Raw genomic sequence first — 16,897 nt, 5'->3', positions numbered from 1 at the left:
TTTCTAAAGTCAGGAATCTTTCTAGCGACGATTATGCCTAGGTTATAACCTGTTTATTTCCTTCGCAGACAAGAGCGCCTGTCTATTCTTTGAATGGCAGACAATCCCAGTCACGGGACATACTGGACAATCCTGGAGATCTTGAAGAGGCGCCCAAATTCGTCACCTGGTAAAGGCATGAGCACTCGAATAAAGGCGAGGATTCGTTGTCTTTGATCTCATATTGGAACACATGTTGCTCCTAAGCCTCACGAATATTAACGGAGGTTTTCTTATGACGAAAAGAGCGTTTCTGGTACAAGCGATCGTAATGATGTTCTCCATCGGAGCTCAAGCAGGGGAATCATTGGTATTCCACGGCACTTTGGCAGCTCGCAAACAGTGTGCGGATACGGGCAGTGGTTTTTTTGCGAAAGATCTGGGCTGTAAGAAGCTTGCGATTTCTGAAAGAGCTTGCGCTGTGGCTTTAAACATTAACGGCCAAGGCGAAGTGAAAAGCATCGAAGTAGAAGCTCCTGAAGCCGTAAATAAAGGCGATGCTCGTAAAGCGCAATACAAGACCTCTGTGAAAGGACCTTATCTATATAAAGATGGCTTTCATGCTTATAGCTTTAACTTAGACAAAGTTTCTTCAGCGGAAGTGAAGATTGCCAGCGATGGTACTGGTCGCGTTTTAGCTGCGAATCTTTATTTCGATCACGTATTCCAAGCTGATGGCACTCGCACTTATAAACAATACGAATGCCGCAACTTGAAACGCGTAAGATAATTTAAATTTCGATTTGGCGGCAGAGCCATTGTTCAAGCTCTGTCAGTCCCGCGGAAAGATCCGGGTACTTGCTTTGGATTTTTCCAAGCGCGTGTTTGATCACGTCGCCGCGGTAAGGGGACCCACGAAGTTCATTCGTGAGGTCTTCGATCAATTGCGGGTACAAACAATCCGTGAAAATACGAAGTTCCTTGATCACACCGTCTTCCACCTTGAAGTGGAAATCAAAAAAGCCCAAAGACAAATACTCATCCATCTTGTGACTGAACTCTAAAGTATTTCCATACAACCAATCCCAAGAACTTAATGAGTCGTACTGAGTCTTAAGCTCTGGCATTTCTTTTAAGCTTGCCATCGTCAAAGACTCGATCTCGGCCTTGGCGCCATAGAATTTTTCAAAAGAAGCCACCATGGTTTCAACAATCTGTTCGTGGCGGATTTCTGATGCCACTTCATTCAAATTTGCCACACGTGCGCGAACAGATTCTTTCCCCTTCGCCTGTAATTTTTTTGGATTTGGAGTTAGATAATTTCCAAGGCGAGTCAGATCGGTGTGCAAAAGAAGAGTTCCGTGATGGAAGGCACGATCTTTCTTTTCACGATATGCGCTGCCGCTGAACTTGCGAGGTCCATCATGGAAGGGGATCAGCAAATCATTCCGGCCGGAAGCTTCACCCTGAATGCCGAAAGTTTTCAAAGCATCAAAAATGATCTGCACATTGTTTTCACGCTTATAAGATTCTTTTGGAGATAGGAATGTGAAGTTGGTATTTCCTAAATCGTGAAAGACAGCGCCACCGCCGGTTGTTCTGCGTGCTAAGTGAACATTGTCTGATTTCATTTGCGCAAGATTGCACTCAGTCCAAGGGTTCTGGTTGCGGCCGATGACCACAGTCTCTTCGTTGCGCCACAAAAACAGAATTTGTTGAGAAGGATCTAGGTTGTGAAAGATCCACTCTTCCGTCGCAAGATTAAGATGAGGATTCAAACTGTCAGACAGGAAAACTTTGAGTTTTTGCATAGGGCGTAACCTATTCCTTGCGCCCTTTGTCGTCAAGAGAGCAAGGTCTCAAGTCGGGCCTGGAAAGTTGACATTTTCACTGAGAACGATTTAAATAAGGCTGTATTTCGGTTCATTTTCATTTGAGCCTTTACCCGGACGATGTGCGACGTACCCGGTCAAGACAAGACGACGCTTTTTTCTAACGAAAGGAGTGTTGGTATGTCTAACACAACAGCATGGATTCTTTTATTGGTTGCAGGCCTTCTTGAAGTAGGCTGGTCGATCGGACTTAAATACACAGCCGGTTTTACGAAATTAGGCCCCAGTGTTTTCACACTGCTGACTTTGGCGGGGAGTATGTTCCTTTTAGCCAAAGCCGCAAACGTCCTTCCTATCGGAACCGCTTATGGAGTGTGGGTCGGAATCGGCGCCCTAGGAGCGGCTATATTGGGTATCGTCTTATTTAAAGAAGCTGTGACGCCAGCAAGGATCTTTTTCTTAGCTCTTTTGCTTGTGTCCATCATTGGTCTAAAAATGACCTCTGGGGCTGAGTAATATTTACTATTCAATTCATGAATATATTCAGGTGAAGCATTGATTTTGTTTTCATCTGGATTCGGCATATATCCGGGCCATTCCAATCACTTTTTTAAAGGATGGCCCGATGAAAAATTTAATTCTTATTGCCTCACTTGTTTTTTCTTTCACTGCTAACGCGAAATCTAAAAGCCTTGAGGAGCGTATCAACTATGCGGTGACTTTACTTGCTGAAGTTGCTGAAGGTTCGCAAACACACACGGTAGCTCCGAACAAAGATCCAAAAGTCATGATTCGCGAGCTGGCAATGCAAACGGATTACTTCGAGTCCGTAGAGGAATTTGAACAGCGTTGGGCGGAAGACGGTTCTGCGTGGGAAACAGATGGCATGACTTGGGGTCCTGAGACTTTAGCAGGAGGCTTTGGCTATATCCGAGGTCAATTGGAATTCAGACTGGAAGAGAGTGAACAAACTCAGGAAGACAAAATCAAATTCGCTGACGACACTTTGAAAGTAAATCGTGCCGAGTTCATTCTTCGTTCGATCAGATCAGTTAAATATGGTGTGGCTCCTATCGGCGCCGTCCAGTGTGGAGTGACTTTCTCATCTTTGTTAATCATCGACACTGAAAATGGAAAGATTCATCAAATCGACATGGAAGGTTCAGGCTGCTAATGCTTTGAGGTTCCATAAATAAAAAAGCCAGTGTGATCCACTGGCTTTTTTATTTTAAGTTTGTGCCGTCGACTTAATCCATTGAGGCGTCGGGACGGGTGTGTAGCTCGCAAACTTATTCAAAATGTCGTCGGGGGAGTTCGCAAACACGACCAGGCCTTTGTACTCATCGCGAATAAATCCTTCACGCATTCCGGACTCTATAAGTTCCTTTAAAGGTTTATAGAATTCATGGACGTCCAAAACTCCAATCGGCTTTTGATGAAGACCCAATTGCGCCCAAGTGACAATCTCGCACAGCTCTTCAAAAGTTCCAAAGCCACCCGGCAATGCGATAAAGGCATCAGCCAGTTCCGCCATGCGCGCCTTGCGAGTATGCATAGAGTCCACAACCTGCAAATCGGTGAGTCCCGTATGCGCCACTTCTTTTTGCATAATCACTTGAGGAATCACGCCAATAACCTTACCACCATGAGCCAGGCAAGAGTCCGCCATGGCGCCCATCAATCCGATCTTAGCGCCGCCATAAACCAAAGTGATGCCGTTCATCGCAAACGTCTTCCCTAACTCACGAGCCATTTCTAAATATTCAGGACGAACCCCCGAACTAGAACCGCAGAACACACAGATTTTTTTCATAAAGAGCTCCTGTTGGTAAAGAGAGTGTATTGGATGTGAACGAGAAATGCACGACTCCGTTACTTAACAGTGCGCTGCTTTTTTCCAGCAGTAAAAAATAAAAAAAGGGAAAAAGGACAACGCCTTTTTCCCCTCAAACCCTGTTCTTTTATGAACAATCGGAAGCAGGTACCTATTTCAACGTGAAATTAAAGATGCTTGTGTCAAAAGAATTGTATTCGTCGTAACGAGAAAGCGCATACAAGTCTTTGCGAGTTTGCATTTTGTCCAAAAGACCTTCTTGAGTTCCTTTAGCTTTGATTTCAGAAAGACCGGCTACTGTGGCACCCATTGCCAGACGGAACGTCGTTACAGGATAAATCACGATGTTGTAACCAAGATTTGAAAGCTCTTGGTAAGTGTACAAACGACCTTTACCAAATTCTGTCATGTTCGCAAGAAGAGGAACAGAAACCGCCTTACGGAAAGTTTCAAATTCTTTTTCAGTCTCTAAAGCCTCAGTGAAAATACAGTCAGCACCGGCATCGATGTAAGCCTTCGCACGATCAATAGCTTTATCTAAGCCTTCCACGGCACGAGCATCCGTACGAGCAATCAAAAGGAAGTTTTCATCCAATTTCTTACCACGAGCGGCCGCCGCCACCTTGCGAGTCGCTTCATCACGAGTCACAAGACCCTTGCCATCCAAGTGACCACAACGCTTCGGATTGATCTGATCTTCAATATGGCAACCCGCAAGTCCCATCTCAATCATCTCTTGCACCGTGCGAGTCGCACTCATCGGTTCACCAAAGCCCGTATCAATATCAATAATAGTTGGAAGCTTCGTCGTACGAGCAATCTGACGCCCACGTTGAGCCACCTCAGTCAAAGAAGTCAAACCAATGTCAGGATACCCAAGATCATTAGAAAGAACCGACCCCGAGATATAAACCCCATCAAAGCCTTCTTTTTCAATAGCCATACTCACAAGCGGCGACCAAGACCCCGGAAACTGCAAAAGTTTCCCCGATTTCAAAGCCTCACGAAAATTCTTACGTTTTTGAGCGGGAGTAATTTCAGGAAATAACATCGTTCCTCCAAAGATAAATAAGATCAAAGCTACTAGTTATTGTGAACAGTAAAGCTTTGCCTTTGAAAATTCACTGGTGATTCTAACATTTCCAAACACGAATGTGCTTTCAAAGACAAGATAAAGAGCATCATCTAAACAATGAGCCTGCGGGGAGGAGGAGCCAAGTCTTAANNTTAAGACTTGGCTCCTCCTCACCGTAGGCGGTCTTCGTTTAGAAGATCCCTTTATTATCACGTTTATTGTTAACCAATTTGTCGATAGGAATCTGAACATTCAACTGTTGAACTTCGTCAGCAGTCAAAGACTCAAGACGCTCACAAAGACCGATGAAGCGATCTCTCTCAGCTTTAGTGATGATTCCTTCAGTCAAAGTGTCAAACTTACGGATGTAGTCCGCGCGTTTGAATGGACGAGCACCCGCCGGATGCGCATCAGCCACACCCAATTCATCAACAACTTTAGAACCATCTTTCATTGTGATTTCTACGCGGCCACCGAAGCGTTTTTTATCTGGATCTGTCTCGTGGTACCAAGCAGTCCATTGTTTGTCTTCGACAGTAGAAATTTTGTGCCACAAAGCCACAGTGTCAGCACGTTTCGCGCGCTCTGGAGCGTACGAATTAACGTGGTGCCAAGTACCGTCTTGAAGAGCCACAGCGAAGATGTACATGATCGAGTGATCAAGAGTTTCGCGAGATGCATTTGGATCCATTTTTTGTGGATCGTTCGCGCCCGTACCGATCACGTAGTGCGTGTGGTGCGACGTGTGGATCACGATGGACTGGATGTCGTCGAAGTTTTTGATCATTGGTTTCATTTTGCGAGCCAAGTCGATCAATGCTTGAGATTGGTATTCCGCAGAGTGTTCTTTTGTGTACGTCTCAAGGATCGCGCGTTTTTCTTCGCCTGGTTCTGGAAGTGGAACTTCGTATTTTCCATCTTTACCATCAAGCATGTAAGCGATCACAGAGTCTTCACCTTCATAGATTGGAGACGGAGCGCCTTCGCCACGCATTACACGGTCTACGGCTTCAACAGCCAATTTACCCGCATGTGCTGGAGCGTAAGCTTTCCAAGAAGAGATTTCACCTTTACGAGATTGACGAGTCGTGAAAGACACGTGAACCGCTTGTTGAACCGCTTGGAAAATAGTTTCTGTTGGAAGAGACAACAAAGTACCGATACCTGCAGCTTGAGCCGGGCACAAGTGAGCAATATGGTCTTTTTTGTGTTTGTGAAGGCAGATTGCTTTTACTAGATCAACGTGAACTTCATAACCAGTCACGATACCTTTCAAAAGCTCTTTACCGTTTTTACCCATTTGTTGAGCTACCGCCAAAATAGCCGGAATGTTGTCACCGGGGTGAGAGTAGTCAGCCGCCAAATAAGTGTCATGGAAATCCAACTCACGAACCGCCGTGCCGTTCGCCCATGCCGCCCATTCACAGTCAAATTTTTGATCATTCGGCATACCGAATACAGTCGCACCACCATTGCGAGGATGCGCAATCGCCATCGCACGTGCAGATGCAACAGGGCGGCGGTTCGCAGCAGCAATAGCTACAGAGGCATTGTCGATGATACGGTTGATAACCATGTCTACAACGTCAGCTTTGATGGGAGCATTGTCAGAAGCGATTTCTGCAATTTTCCAAGCAAGTTGATCTTTGCGATCTAACTTTTCTTTAGACGGATAAACACGTACGGAATGTTTTTTCATAAAGTCCCTTTCTGGATTAGAAAATCAAAACGGTTCAAGCTAACTTGGCCGTCAGAAAGGGTCAAGAATCAGACTGGGGACAGAGGATTCATTCAGCGCGTCGTGGCGCTTTCCCAACCTTCTTTGTCGTGGAAATTCGGGTTTGCGTCAGCATGCTTGAGCGACCAGTAGCTTTTTTCTCCGTTCGTAAACTCAATCACTGCGGTCAGGCCGTGAAAGACCGCCTCGGAAGCGTTAAATCCCTTAATTTCGATTTGAAATCGTACGCGCTGAGTCTCTCCAGTACGCTCTTGAAGGCGTACCGATACATCCGCTGCTGGCACCATGCCTTGGCGATAGCTGCTAAACTTATAAGCATTCCAGTTGCCATTGGGGGAACAGTTGATCTCTAAGTAGCTGTCGGTTGCCGCGTTGCCTGAAGAAAGAAAGGCTTCAAGGCACGTGGTCTTCCACAACTCATCTTGTCGCGATTCAATGACGGCGGGGGCTGGCCAAAGAATTCTTTCAACCGGTCCCTGAATCTCAAAGTTTAGAAGGTGAGTGTCATGGCTGATGGCTTCAATTTCGGCTGCGACCTTAAAAAGGTTTGTCTGCGCCGTGTTGGTAAAAGGAATCAGTTTTTTCACGCGCGTTTCTCCCAATCTAAAAGGGCGGTAAACAGGATTTTCCCATCGCCGACGCGGACACCGCGATACGCAGTGCTACCTTGCGACGCCGTTTCCACCGTCGGGGAGCTGCAGCTCATGTCGACCTGAACCTCGTCACCTAAATGCGTTTCTGCCAGGAAATTGACGGAATAGGATTTCAGTAAAAGAGTTTTGTGCAAGTCATAGGGGATCGCATCTAAAATCCATTGGGCATACTTGGTGTTATTGACGTGTTGATTGATATCCAAGTCAGAATTACGCACGCGGTATTTTGCCAGCTTCTGGTATTCGCCAGACACGGGAATCTTTTCGGCGGTCAGACCCGTGGCGCGCCCGTGGGTAAGAGTGTTCCAATCTCGTAGATTTTGAGAGGGCAGGATTTTTTTCGTCTGGCGATCCAACGCCAGCCAACTGGTGGTGCACAGGCCAATTTCCTCGTCCTGTTCGTTAATAAATGCGAACTCACGGGAAACAAAGGCCCCTTCCGGTGGGCGCAGCCACGTCTGTACGCGGATATTTTCGCCGAAGTGAGGCCACCTTTTCATCCGCAAACATTGGCGGGTTAAAACCCAAAACATCCCTTCTTTATCCATGTCCTTCATGCCGAAGCCTAAGTTTTCGGCGTGCATCCATGCGGTCTCTTGCAGCAAATTGAGGGCTCCATACAGTCCTAGTCGCCCCAGAGGGTTCACTAGCAAACTTGTAATGTGATATTTTTCTGTCCAGAGGCTATGTTGCGTCTTTTCTGTCACGGCTAAATCCTTGTTCGTCGATGGAAATGAAAACATGAAATTACTTTGATCTCAAAGGAAGATTTTGTAAAAAAACACCAAGTAATTTACTCCAAACAATGTATACTGTATTTGTTTACGGACTAAATATACTTGTCACAGTATATCCTTTGTGTTTAAGCTAATCCTATCGCTAGGTGGAAATCACATGAGACAAAAAAATATGCTTGCAGACTTTCTAAAACAAAAACGTGTATCGGCAGGGCTTTCTCAAAGAGATGTGGCTGATAAATTGGGCTACTCTACACCTCAATTTATCTCTAACTGGGAACGTGGTGTTTCTCACCCACCAATCAACGCTCTAAAAAAATTGGGCGAGCTTTACAAAGTATCTGCTGACGATCTTTTCGAAGTGACTTTGAATGCGACTATTCAAGAAGTTACTCAAGATCTACGCCGCAAATTCGCGGGCAGCAAAGCACGCTAAGAATTCTTTTATTTTAAAGTTTTGTTAGTATTAAAAGACCCCGTAGTAGGGGTCTTTTCTTTTAAAGTCGTTTACGATAGATTCTGGTTCGTTCTGTATGGATTCATTACAAGCTTCTACCATCGCCAAATTCAAAGTTCTTAGTGAAGAATTATGTGAGCTTATTGAGCAAGAGGGTTTTGTAATTCGCCCTTACAGCCAAGATTCTTTGCCTTACTTCCGTCAACTTTCTGAAGCTGAGCAGCAAAGCACCGTAGAAAATCTTGAGAACTACATCAAGATCTGCGACTCCGTTCACGAAGCGGGTGGCAAAATCAAGGATGCCTCACTATTTGTAAAAAAGGCTTTAGAGTTTTATGGCTATCAGTATGACGCCAAAGTCTTAGAACTGATCCAGGACGAACACCTGACAGAAATTTATAATCTAGCGAACATCCAACTTTTTAGAACTTTCAGTTATTTCCAATATGCCAGCTATACGGTGGAAGATATTTACACGCGCCCTTGGATCCATCTGTATGAACGTGATCCTCAAGTGACGGCGAAGCTTGTCACGACATTAACGTCGATTATTACGGGCGAAAAAACCAGCATGGACATTGACGTAGAAGAACATCTTTTGATTGAGAAAGCGTCTTTAGAAAGATTGGCGGTCAGCGTTCGCGTGATGTATGCGCTGCCGCTTTTGAAAGAGGGCAAACCCGACGCGTATCTGGTTGTCGCCCGTTGTAAGCCGATCCTAAATTAGAACGTCCCAATTGAAAGGTGGAAGCGCCAAGGCTCTTCACTAGGGCGGGCATCTAATTTCCATGCCCACTCCAGACTTAAAGGTCCCACTGGCGTGTTATAGCGAATCCCAAAGCCTGCAGAGTCACGGTAGTAATCTTCAAAACTCAAATCCTGAATCTTCACGTAACCGCCGTCATAAAAAACAGCTCCGCCTAAATTCCCGTAAACAGGAAAGCGCACTTCCGATTTCACAAGATACATCACGGCTTCGGTTTTTAGGTAATACGTCTTTTCGTTTTCAGATAATCCCAAGTCATCACGATTAGGGAAAACTTCTTGAGTTCCTGCTTCGTAACCACGAATGGTGGATTGGCCTCCAAGAGTGAAACCTTTTTTATCCCAAGGTACGCCGCCATCATCGCGTGTGCTGAGATTCTTAATGTAACCGCCACGAACTTGATTCGCCCACACAACAGGCTGCTTTTGCAGCTCAAAAACAGAAGCATAATGAGTAAAGCTGAGGGTCGTCTTCCAGTATTCAATCGTGCCCGTGCTACCCAAGAAAGGCGCAGAGTATTCGGCGTTCCAGCGCGTGAAGTTTCCCTTGGTCGGATTGAAAGGGTTGTCACGGAAATCTAAATCCAGTGTCGGCCCCGTCGTCGCAATGTTTTGTTCATCTTCGGGGAACGGATAGACATCGTCGATACCGAAGTCGCGGATTGTCGCTAAAGACCAGATATCCCACACTCCAAGAACGTGCGACGTGAAATCTTTTTCTACGGAATAAGTCGTCGAGTTTACTTCAGAGGCCTGGTGAATCTCGTAATCCGTCACGGTCGTGGAACGAGTGATATTGATACGACCGCGTAAACGTGTTCCGAAAAGATAAGGCTCTAGATATCCGAAGACCACTTTGTGCTCAAGGTACTTAAGGTCTGCGATGTTGTAGTTGCCCTCTAAGCGCAAAGAAGCTCCGCGGCCAGTTCCCATGATATTGCGATAAGCGACACCCGCGTATCCACGCAAGGTCAGCTTTCTTTCATTCGTGGCACCTGCACCGAAAGTCAAAAGGCCCGGATCACGTTCTGTCACTTTCACAACCACGGTGCGGTTGGCGACATTGGTTTTTTCTTCCAGGGTGCGAATGTCGACAGTGCCAAAGAAACCGGTTCTTTGTAAACGTGCGACAGATTCTTGAACCTTATAAGGCGTGACTAGATCGCCTTCTGTGAACTCCAGCTCTTTTAAAAGGACGTAATCCTTGGTGAAGGTGTTTCCTTCAAGGACGATAGAAGCTACACGCACCTGCGGACCTTCTAAAATCTTAAAGTGCAAAGAGGCCTTGGTGTTCGTTTCATCATAGGTCACTAAATCCTGCTTTTCGTTTAACAGCAGCATTTCGATGTAACCGCGATCATGATAGAACTCTTTAAGACGAGCGATGGCCAATTCAATTTGTCCTAAGCGCAGGGCTCCGGGTTTTAAGCCCGTCACACCAATAAGTTCTTCGTCTGAAAAATCTTTGTTCCCGCTGAAATCGACTTCTTCAATTTGGGTCAAGGGTCCTTCATCCAAATTCACATGTAAAGTGACGGCGTCACGCTCTCGATTGTACTGAGTGCGAGTGGAAATCAATTTGGCTTGCAAGTAACCATTGTTTTGCAGTTCCAAAATTAGATTCTGCACACCGGTGTCGAAGTCCTCTTTATTATAAAGACCCTTATCGACGACTTTGGAACTGTGCTCTTCGATAAAGTTCACATAATATCTTTGGCGCTTGCTGATACGCCCGGTGATATTCACCGCTTGGATTTTGATCTGAGGCCCTTCTTCAATTTTAAAAACAATACGGCGATGGAGGGGATCACGGCCCTCGTGTTCTTCGGCACGCACTTCGGCGCGGGCATGACCTTTAGATAGATAATAATTACGAATCTTTTGCGCAAGCTCTGAACCGATTGTGGGACTTGCCGAATAATAATTATCCAGATCCAAAGCCTTTTCGATTTCTCGGGCGCCTAAAAGACGAATGCCTTCATACTCAAAAGTGTAGCGCTCGGTTTTATCCACACGATAGATGAGTGAAACTTCAGATTCGTCAGAGCTGAACTCTGTGGTCGGTCCCGTTAGATCGGCTCGCACGTAACGCTTTTCTTTTAAGTATTCTCGGGCGTCTTTTTGAAGTTCATTCAAAGTCGCATCGGTAAAAGGATCTTTGAGAAACCCTTTAAGATGTTTTGTAAGTTCACGATTTAAAGCGTCGTTCGGGCTTTGCAGCACGATATTACGCACGCGGGTTTGTTTGTTTTCAGTGACTTTGATCTCGACACCGACTTGATCGGCTCCTTCAGGTGGCATCGCAATATCGACAATGGCATTCAGGTAACCACGCTCGGCATAAAGCTGACGGATTTTTTCGGCCCCTTCGATCAGGTTCTGTTGATCAAAGACGTCGCCGGCCTTCACACCAAAAGTGCTTCCGGCTTCACTTTCAGAAATATTTGAAATTCCGTCGATGGAGACTTTGGAAATAATCCGCGTGCGCTGAAAATCCAAACGGTAAGGGGAGCCATTGCCGTCATCCAAGATGCGCACATTTTCAAACTCGGGCTTAAGCTGCAGATAGCGAATGACTTCATCCAGTTGTTCCAGACTTAGCGCCTCTTTTTCAATCTGCGGAAATCTTTTAACCAGATCTTCTTGTACCTCCGCAGGCAGTGTCTCATAGCGAAGGTTTTTTTTAGCCTGCGCCTGCGATGCACACAGAAGAATAAATACGAATAGGGACAACAGAGTCTTTGCAGGAAGCATTATTTAAACTCCCTTTTGAACTCAAGATCCAGACCGAAAATACTTTGGCTTGCTGGTTGCGTGGTTTGCAAGGTCGTGTCGTCCTCATTCCCGCGGCTTTCAAAAGAGCCGACGGCGGTGAAGTTGCTGTTGATGAGGTATTCCAGTTTTAAGTCATAGGATTGTGAATCACCGACAGGACGGCTGCCTGACACCTTCACGCGTGTCGATAGACTGCGGCTTAAGGTGATCTTAGGCACACTGATATTGCGGGTTGAGTCGTACTCTGAAGTCACCGCTAAGCTAAAGCCCGTGGCTTCAATAGTTTTATTGATCGGCTTTGCCAGCACGGCGCCGCCAATTTCTGCACCCAATTGCTGAGCTTGCTCACGGGACTGAACGTTTTGATCCATGGCGGAAGTCGTCACCCCTAAAGCGATCAGAGAAATAATATCTTGTTCTTGAAGGGGAGGAATACTGTTGAGGTGAATTGTTAAATTTTTTGCCGTCCCCTGAGCCAGCAAAGAGATGTCATACTCATTGATGCGTGACTCTGCCGAGATATAAAGACTTGGATTGATTTCATCCGGATCAGTGAAATCAATAGTTCCGCTTTGAATTAGAAAGATCTTGTCTTTAAAGATCAACTTCGAATTTTTTTCCGCGTTGATACGACCTAAAAGAACCGGATTTGTCGGAGGACCCTTGACTTGCAAGTTCCCACTGACGGCGCCATCTAAAAGCGAGTTTTTCACGATGATGTTGCGATTCATAAGTATGTTAATGTCCAACAACACCGGTTCAAAGCGGCTTTCACGGATGACTTTCGGAAGATAAAGGCTTTGTTTGACCCCCGCTACGCCGCCAGAATCTTCGGTGAATTCTTTTTCAACCAGGGCGCTGTTCACCGCGTAAGTTCCAGATAAAGTGAAGGGGAACCAACGGCCCGAGAAAACCAGATCGGCATTTCCATTGGTGCGAACTTTTTCAGGAACGTTCAGAGTGACGTTATCTAAGCGCAGGCGAATTGTCGTTGGAATGTCTTTGATCTCATTGATTAAAATACCGCCGTCGCCAGTCAGCGTGCCGCCCGCGATATTTCCACGGATGGAATTCACCATCACACGGCTTTGTGAAAACACGACATCCACATTCAAGCGCTCCAGCGGGTGAGGGAAGCCCTTGATTTTGATGTAAGTGTTATTGGCATTTAGAGTTCCCATGATTTGTGGCTTTGTCACTGAGCCGGTCATGTTTGTGGAAACTTTGATCGGTCCCCCTAAATCTTCAAGGAAGGGCATGAAGATATGCAACAGGCGAAGATCTGAGTTCATATTGACGGCGATATTCATATTTTGTGCGGTGAAGTTTTCTCCGCGAATCGCCAATTCCGTATTCGGCCCTTCAAGGCGGAAGTTTCGGATTGAGGCCACACCGTTGTCAGTCACGATATCGATAGCTTGGGGATTTTTAAGACTTAAAGTGCCACGGCGCAGTTCTAAAGCGTCGATGTGAACTTTACCGCTGGACTTAAAGATATCGCCACTTTCCGAGCGCAAATCCACCGTGGACGTCAGTGATGAAGTGTATTCACTGGCAAGATTGGCTCCGCCCACCAGCCCGAGCAGTGTTGAATAGTTCCACTCCCGCGTTTGCATTTTTACCATCAGGGGCGCGCGCCCTTTTTCAAATGGCAGTTGGAATTCACCCTGAACCTTACCGCCGAAAAGGCTGAGCTGCGTGAAGACCGTATCCAAATTCAATCGAACGATGAAGTTGGAGTTTGGAATCTCTTGATCCTCAAAGAAGGAATCGGTAACGGCGCCTTTGACTAAGACTTGCGGATTCTTCACCGGGCCGGTGAGTTCTGCCGCAAAGTTTAGATTCCCGGCAATGCTCGAATTGATTTTGCTGATTGTATCTGACTCTTCCAGTTTAAAGTTCTTACCATCCGCGTTTAGATTTAGAATTTGAGAAGAGCTGATTCCGCCTTGTACTAAGACGATGGAGCCCGCCCGCTGCAAAGTGACTTTATCCGCATGGATGTTGCCGTCGCGAGCCGTGACATTAAAATTCAAAGTATCAAAGGTTTCAGGACCGATACTGACATTTTTAAACGCCGACTGAAGCTCGTAGTTCATTTTCCAGAAGTTCAAAGGGCCACGCACAGAGGCTTTTGCCGATCCTTGTCCTTGAACATCGACCGGAAATTTATAAATACGCGTGAAGACCGAGGCAACATCGGGGAGTTCGGCGGTTGGGATGCTGAAGTCGCCGGTTAATGTATTCTTATCCAGATTGACTTCAAGATCTCCCAAGTATTGCGTTTTTCGAATCGCTCCGGCCACATCTTCAAAAATCAGACGGCCACTGCGGTACTTCAAGTTCGAAATCAAATTTCCCAAATAGAAATCTTCGAAAGTGAATTCGCGTGCGTTAACCTTCATGTCGAAGATCGCGGCGTTGGAATCTCCCGATGTAGAGCCTTCCATGCTTGCTGAACCTTCCAGCTTCAGGTTCGACAGGTTCTTAACATTTTTAAATTCAAGTTTGTCGGTTTTGAAATTGATCTTAAAGCCTTTAGCGAAATCTATGACGCCGTCACTATGACCTGTACTATCACCAATAGAAACTCCGGCGGCATAGGTCACGGCTTCTGTTGTGACCTTGACCTGACCTTCGGCGCTCATCGAATTGATATCCAAGATCGCCGTGGCTTTTGGTTCTAAAGAAGACTTCACCCAAAGGTTTTGTGCTTTCAATGAAGCTTTTGAACAGGTGAACTCAAAGCTAGGGTGAAGATGGCCTTCACAAGGAAGTTCTCCTTGAAGGTCTACACCCACAGGAACATTGTTCAAATTCAAACTAATAAATAACTTTTGCAAATCCAAGTCGTGAACAGAAACATGCGTCTTGAAGTCAAAGTTTTGACCTATCGACATTTGCGTTTTCGTCATGACGGCTTCGCCTGCGGGATGTTGAACGCGAATCTCTGAAAGGCTGATTTTTTTATCGCGGTATTCACCTTGAATACGCGCATCGCCCAATTCAAATTTATCCACCATCAAGGCGCGTGTTTTTATGTCCGCTTTGCCGCGCAACTGATCTAAACCGTTGAAGCGAGCCTCCGCATCTAAATTCACTTCGCCACTGAATGTTGGCAGCTTTAAATCGGGACGGATCTTTTTTAGTTCCGTATAAAGATCGCTGAGGTGAAGGCGGGCAGACACATCCAGAAGGCCTGAGGGTTTGATGGTCACACGATGAAATTGCGTCAGCTCTCCACGAACCAGCACTTCGGACTCATCCAAACGTACGCCCATTTGGATGATGCGCAGACTTTGTCTTGTCAGATAAAGATGCGTGTCTAAAGAGCCTTGAAAGCTTCCGATTTTTTCTAGGTCTAAATTTAATTGGGGAACATTGGCCTTGGCGGTCAGGTGTTTTCCCATGTTAGTGGCAAGAAGGTCGCCACTTTGAATTTCACCTTGAAGTTTTAAGTCTTTCGAGGTGACCTTCAAATGCAAATTCTGAATGAAAAGGCGATGCAGTGGCAATTGGTCCAGCTGATTGAATAAGGCATTCAGCGGCAACTCTTTGGGAGGAGCATCACTTTTCAAAAAAGGATCGATGTTGATTTCCACGTCCGGCGAGTCGACCACCACAGCCGACAATGTGACACGGCCACTGAGCAGGTGAAAGAAGTCGATAAAAACACGCACGCTGCCAACCCGCACTGGTTTTAAGGCTTCAGCCAATTCGCCCTTGGCTTCAACATCAATGCCTTCTAATGCTAAAGAAGGTTTGAAAAGTTTTAGCTGCAATTTTTCCGCACGAATTTTGACGGGTAACGAAGAGTCTGAATACGTCTGAATCTTATTCAACGCCCAAGCTTCCAGTTTGGGCGCAATCAGCATCGAGCCGATCAGCCACAAAACTAAAAAGCCCGCCAGGGGCGTGATTAAAATCCAAAACGCTCTTTTCACTGACCACTCCAAATGCTAAGCAAAGCACTGGCTGCCCGATAGTGGGGGCGAGAAGCCAACAAACCTTCCATCACTTCAATGGCTGTGTGTTTCTGTCCTAAGCCCCAAAGGGCCTGTGCACGCAAGTAAGCCGTTGCAAAAAAAGTTTCCGGTTCGTGGGCGAAAATAATCTCTGTTTGTGAAAGTTCGTTTAAAAGTTCAACGAAGCGACGACACTTCAACAAGACTTCCAGACGGAACCAAAGAAGGGAGTCAGTCTCTTCACTCAAAGCTAAAAGCGATAGGGACGCTTCGTAGTTTTCCATCATGAAAGCGGCTACGGCAAAATCAAAAGCCATGTCGGGATTTTCGGCCGCGTGTTCGTGCAGGCTTTGCATAAGCGCACTCATGGCCTTTTCAACTTCAGGATCCTTGGGAGAAAAATCTTCGGGCTTTACCGTGCGTGCTTTCGGCGTACGACGTTGCAGAATTTCAAGTGCATAACGCTGCTTGTGTTCATTCACTTCGCTGCGAATATCAGCGTCGCCGGGATAAAGTTTTTGCAGGCGTTGTAACAGATGTTTTTCTTGTTCGTAAAGCTGTTGCGTGCGCAAAGTGATAAGCTGATCTAACAACTGACGTTTATTGTTCAGATAGTCTTTGTGAATTTTATATTTACGATTGCCACGCCATTCACCCAACTCTGGAATCAAATCTTTCAGCGCTAAAGAACGGCCAGCTTCAGATTCAGAGTTGTCTTCTGCGATTCCCTCTAACAAAGCTTTGACGGTCTTTTCATCCAGCTCCGCACTGACGGCGCCTAAGGCTTCCAAGAAATAAGGCCAAGGGATCGGAAAAGATTCATTGTCGATGTAACGCAAAATAAATTCGATCAGCAGATGCGGCTGTTCAGCTTGAATTAAAAATTTCGCTAAGGCAGTGACGTTATCAAGTGTGAGGCCTTCAGAAGAAGACTCTAAATTTTGAATCAGACGTTCGGAAGCTTGTTGAAGGTCAGTTCCTTCATTGAGCAAATTTTGAATTTCTAGTTCAACAAATGTGGACAAGAATAGCCTCCGCGACCAAATCCCTCTTATTTTGCGATAAAAACGAGTGGTTGCGGAGACTT

14 protein-coding genes and 1 riboswitch are annotated in these 16,897 nt (G+C 45.9%); of the genes, 5 read left to right on the top strand and 9 right to left on the bottom strand.

The window, feature by feature from the left end; all coding sequences use genetic code 11:
• Positions 1-274 precede the first annotated feature (274 nt).
• Positions 275-769, top strand: a complete 495-nt coding sequence (locus AZI87_RS00305) for a hypothetical protein (protein ID WP_063204468.1) — start codon at positions 275-277, stop codon at positions 767-769.
• A 1-nt stretch (position 770) separates the two neighbouring features.
• On the opposite strand, the gene AZI87_RS00300 is transcribed toward AZI87_RS00305, so the two are convergent.
• Positions 771-1,790, bottom strand: a complete 1,020-nt coding sequence (locus tag AZI87_RS00300) for a lipoate--protein ligase (RefSeq protein ID WP_063204467.1) — start codon at positions 1,788-1,790, stop codon at positions 771-773.
• Between the two features lie 118 nt (positions 1,791-1,908).
• A riboswitch (guanidine-III (ykkC-III) riboswitch) is annotated at positions 1,909-1,968 on the top strand.
• 23 nt (positions 1,969-1,991) lie between these two features.
• On the opposite strand from AZI87_RS00300, the gene AZI87_RS00295 reads away from it, so the two are divergent.
• Complete coding sequence (locus tag AZI87_RS00295) at positions 1,992-2,327, top strand: DMT family transporter (protein WP_063204466.1); 336 nt, start codon at positions 1,992-1,994, stop codon at positions 2,325-2,327.
• Positions 2,328-2,436: 109 nt separating this feature from the next.
• Complete coding sequence (locus AZI87_RS00290; RefSeq protein ID WP_063204465.1) at positions 2,437-2,985, top strand: hypothetical protein; 549 nt, start codon at positions 2,437-2,439, stop codon at positions 2,983-2,985.
• A gap of 54 nt (positions 2,986-3,039) precedes the next feature.
• Here AZI87_RS00290 and AZI87_RS00285 read toward each other — a convergent pair whose 3' ends face one another.
• The 5 genes from AZI87_RS00285 to AZI87_RS00265 form a co-directional block, all read right to left on the bottom strand.
• Complete coding sequence (locus tag AZI87_RS00285) at positions 3,040-3,624, bottom strand: TIGR00730 family Rossman fold protein (protein WP_063204464.1); 585 nt, start codon at positions 3,622-3,624, stop codon at positions 3,040-3,042.
• Positions 3,625-3,796: 172 nt separating this feature from the next.
• A complete protein-coding gene (gene prpB / locus AZI87_RS00280; protein WP_063204463.1) occupies positions 3,797-4,696 on the bottom strand; it encodes a methylisocitrate lyase in 900 nt (299 codons plus the stop codon).
• A gap of 214 nt (positions 4,697-4,910) precedes the next feature.
• Positions 4,911-6,419, bottom strand: coding sequence for an MmgE/PrpD family protein (locus AZI87_RS00275; protein ID WP_063204462.1), 1,509 nt, complete (start codon positions 6,417-6,419; stop codon positions 4,911-4,913).
• A 92-nt stretch (positions 6,420-6,511) separates the two neighbouring features.
• Positions 6,512-7,045, bottom strand: coding sequence for a DOMON-like domain-containing protein (locus tag AZI87_RS00270; RefSeq protein ID WP_063204461.1), 534 nt, complete (start codon positions 7,043-7,045; stop codon positions 6,512-6,514).
• A complete protein-coding gene (locus AZI87_RS00265) occupies positions 7,042-7,854 on the bottom strand; it encodes an acyl-[acyl-carrier-protein] thioesterase (RefSeq protein ID WP_063204460.1) in 813 nt (270 codons plus the stop codon). The genes AZI87_RS00270 and AZI87_RS00265 overlap by 4 nt, the downstream gene beginning before the upstream one ends.
• A gap of 151 nt (positions 7,855-8,005) precedes the next feature.
• Between AZI87_RS00265 and AZI87_RS00260 the strand changes: the two genes are divergently transcribed.
• The gene (locus tag AZI87_RS00260; RefSeq protein WP_063204459.1) at positions 8,006-8,284 is read left to right on the top strand and encodes a helix-turn-helix domain-containing protein; all 279 of its coding nucleotides are present in this window, start codon (positions 8,006-8,008) and stop codon (positions 8,282-8,284) included.
• A gap of 97 nt (positions 8,285-8,381) precedes the next feature.
• Positions 8,382-9,032 (top strand): hypothetical protein, encoded by a 651-nt coding sequence (locus tag AZI87_RS00255; RefSeq protein ID WP_063204458.1) that lies wholly within the window; start codon positions 8,382-8,384, stop codon positions 9,030-9,032.
• On the opposite strand, the gene AZI87_RS00250 is transcribed toward AZI87_RS00255, so the two are convergent.
• From AZI87_RS00250 to AZI87_RS00240, 3 genes are read right to left on the bottom strand one after another with little or no spacing between them, the layout of a single operon-like run.
• Entirely contained in the window at positions 9,029-11,824 is a 2,796-nt protein-coding gene (locus tag AZI87_RS00250) for a POTRA domain-containing protein (protein WP_063204457.1), read from the bottom strand. The genes AZI87_RS00255 and AZI87_RS00250 overlap by 4 nt on opposite strands.
• Positions 11,824-15,789 carry a translocation/assembly module TamB domain-containing protein gene (locus tag AZI87_RS00245; RefSeq protein ID WP_063204456.1) on the bottom strand — a complete coding sequence of 1,322 codons (3,966 nt, stop codon included), beginning with the start codon at positions 15,787-15,789 and terminating at the stop codon, positions 11,824-11,826. Before AZI87_RS00245 ends, AZI87_RS00250 begins: the two co-directional genes overlap by 1 nt.
• Positions 15,786-16,835 carry a hypothetical protein gene (locus AZI87_RS00240; protein ID WP_063204455.1) on the bottom strand — a complete coding sequence of 350 codons (1,050 nt, stop codon included), beginning with the start codon at positions 16,833-16,835 and terminating at the stop codon, positions 15,786-15,788. The genes AZI87_RS00245 and AZI87_RS00240 overlap by 4 nt, the downstream gene beginning before the upstream one ends.
• Positions 16,836-16,897 lie beyond the last annotated feature (62 nt).

This window comes from Bdellovibrio bacteriovorus (assembly GCF_001592745.1).
Lineage (GTDB): Bacteria > Bdellovibrionota > Bdellovibrionia > Bdellovibrionales > Bdellovibrionaceae > Bdellovibrio > Bdellovibrio bacteriovorus_B.
Note: the sequence above shows the minus strand (reverse complement) of the source record. Positions and strands in the feature narration are given on the sequence as shown.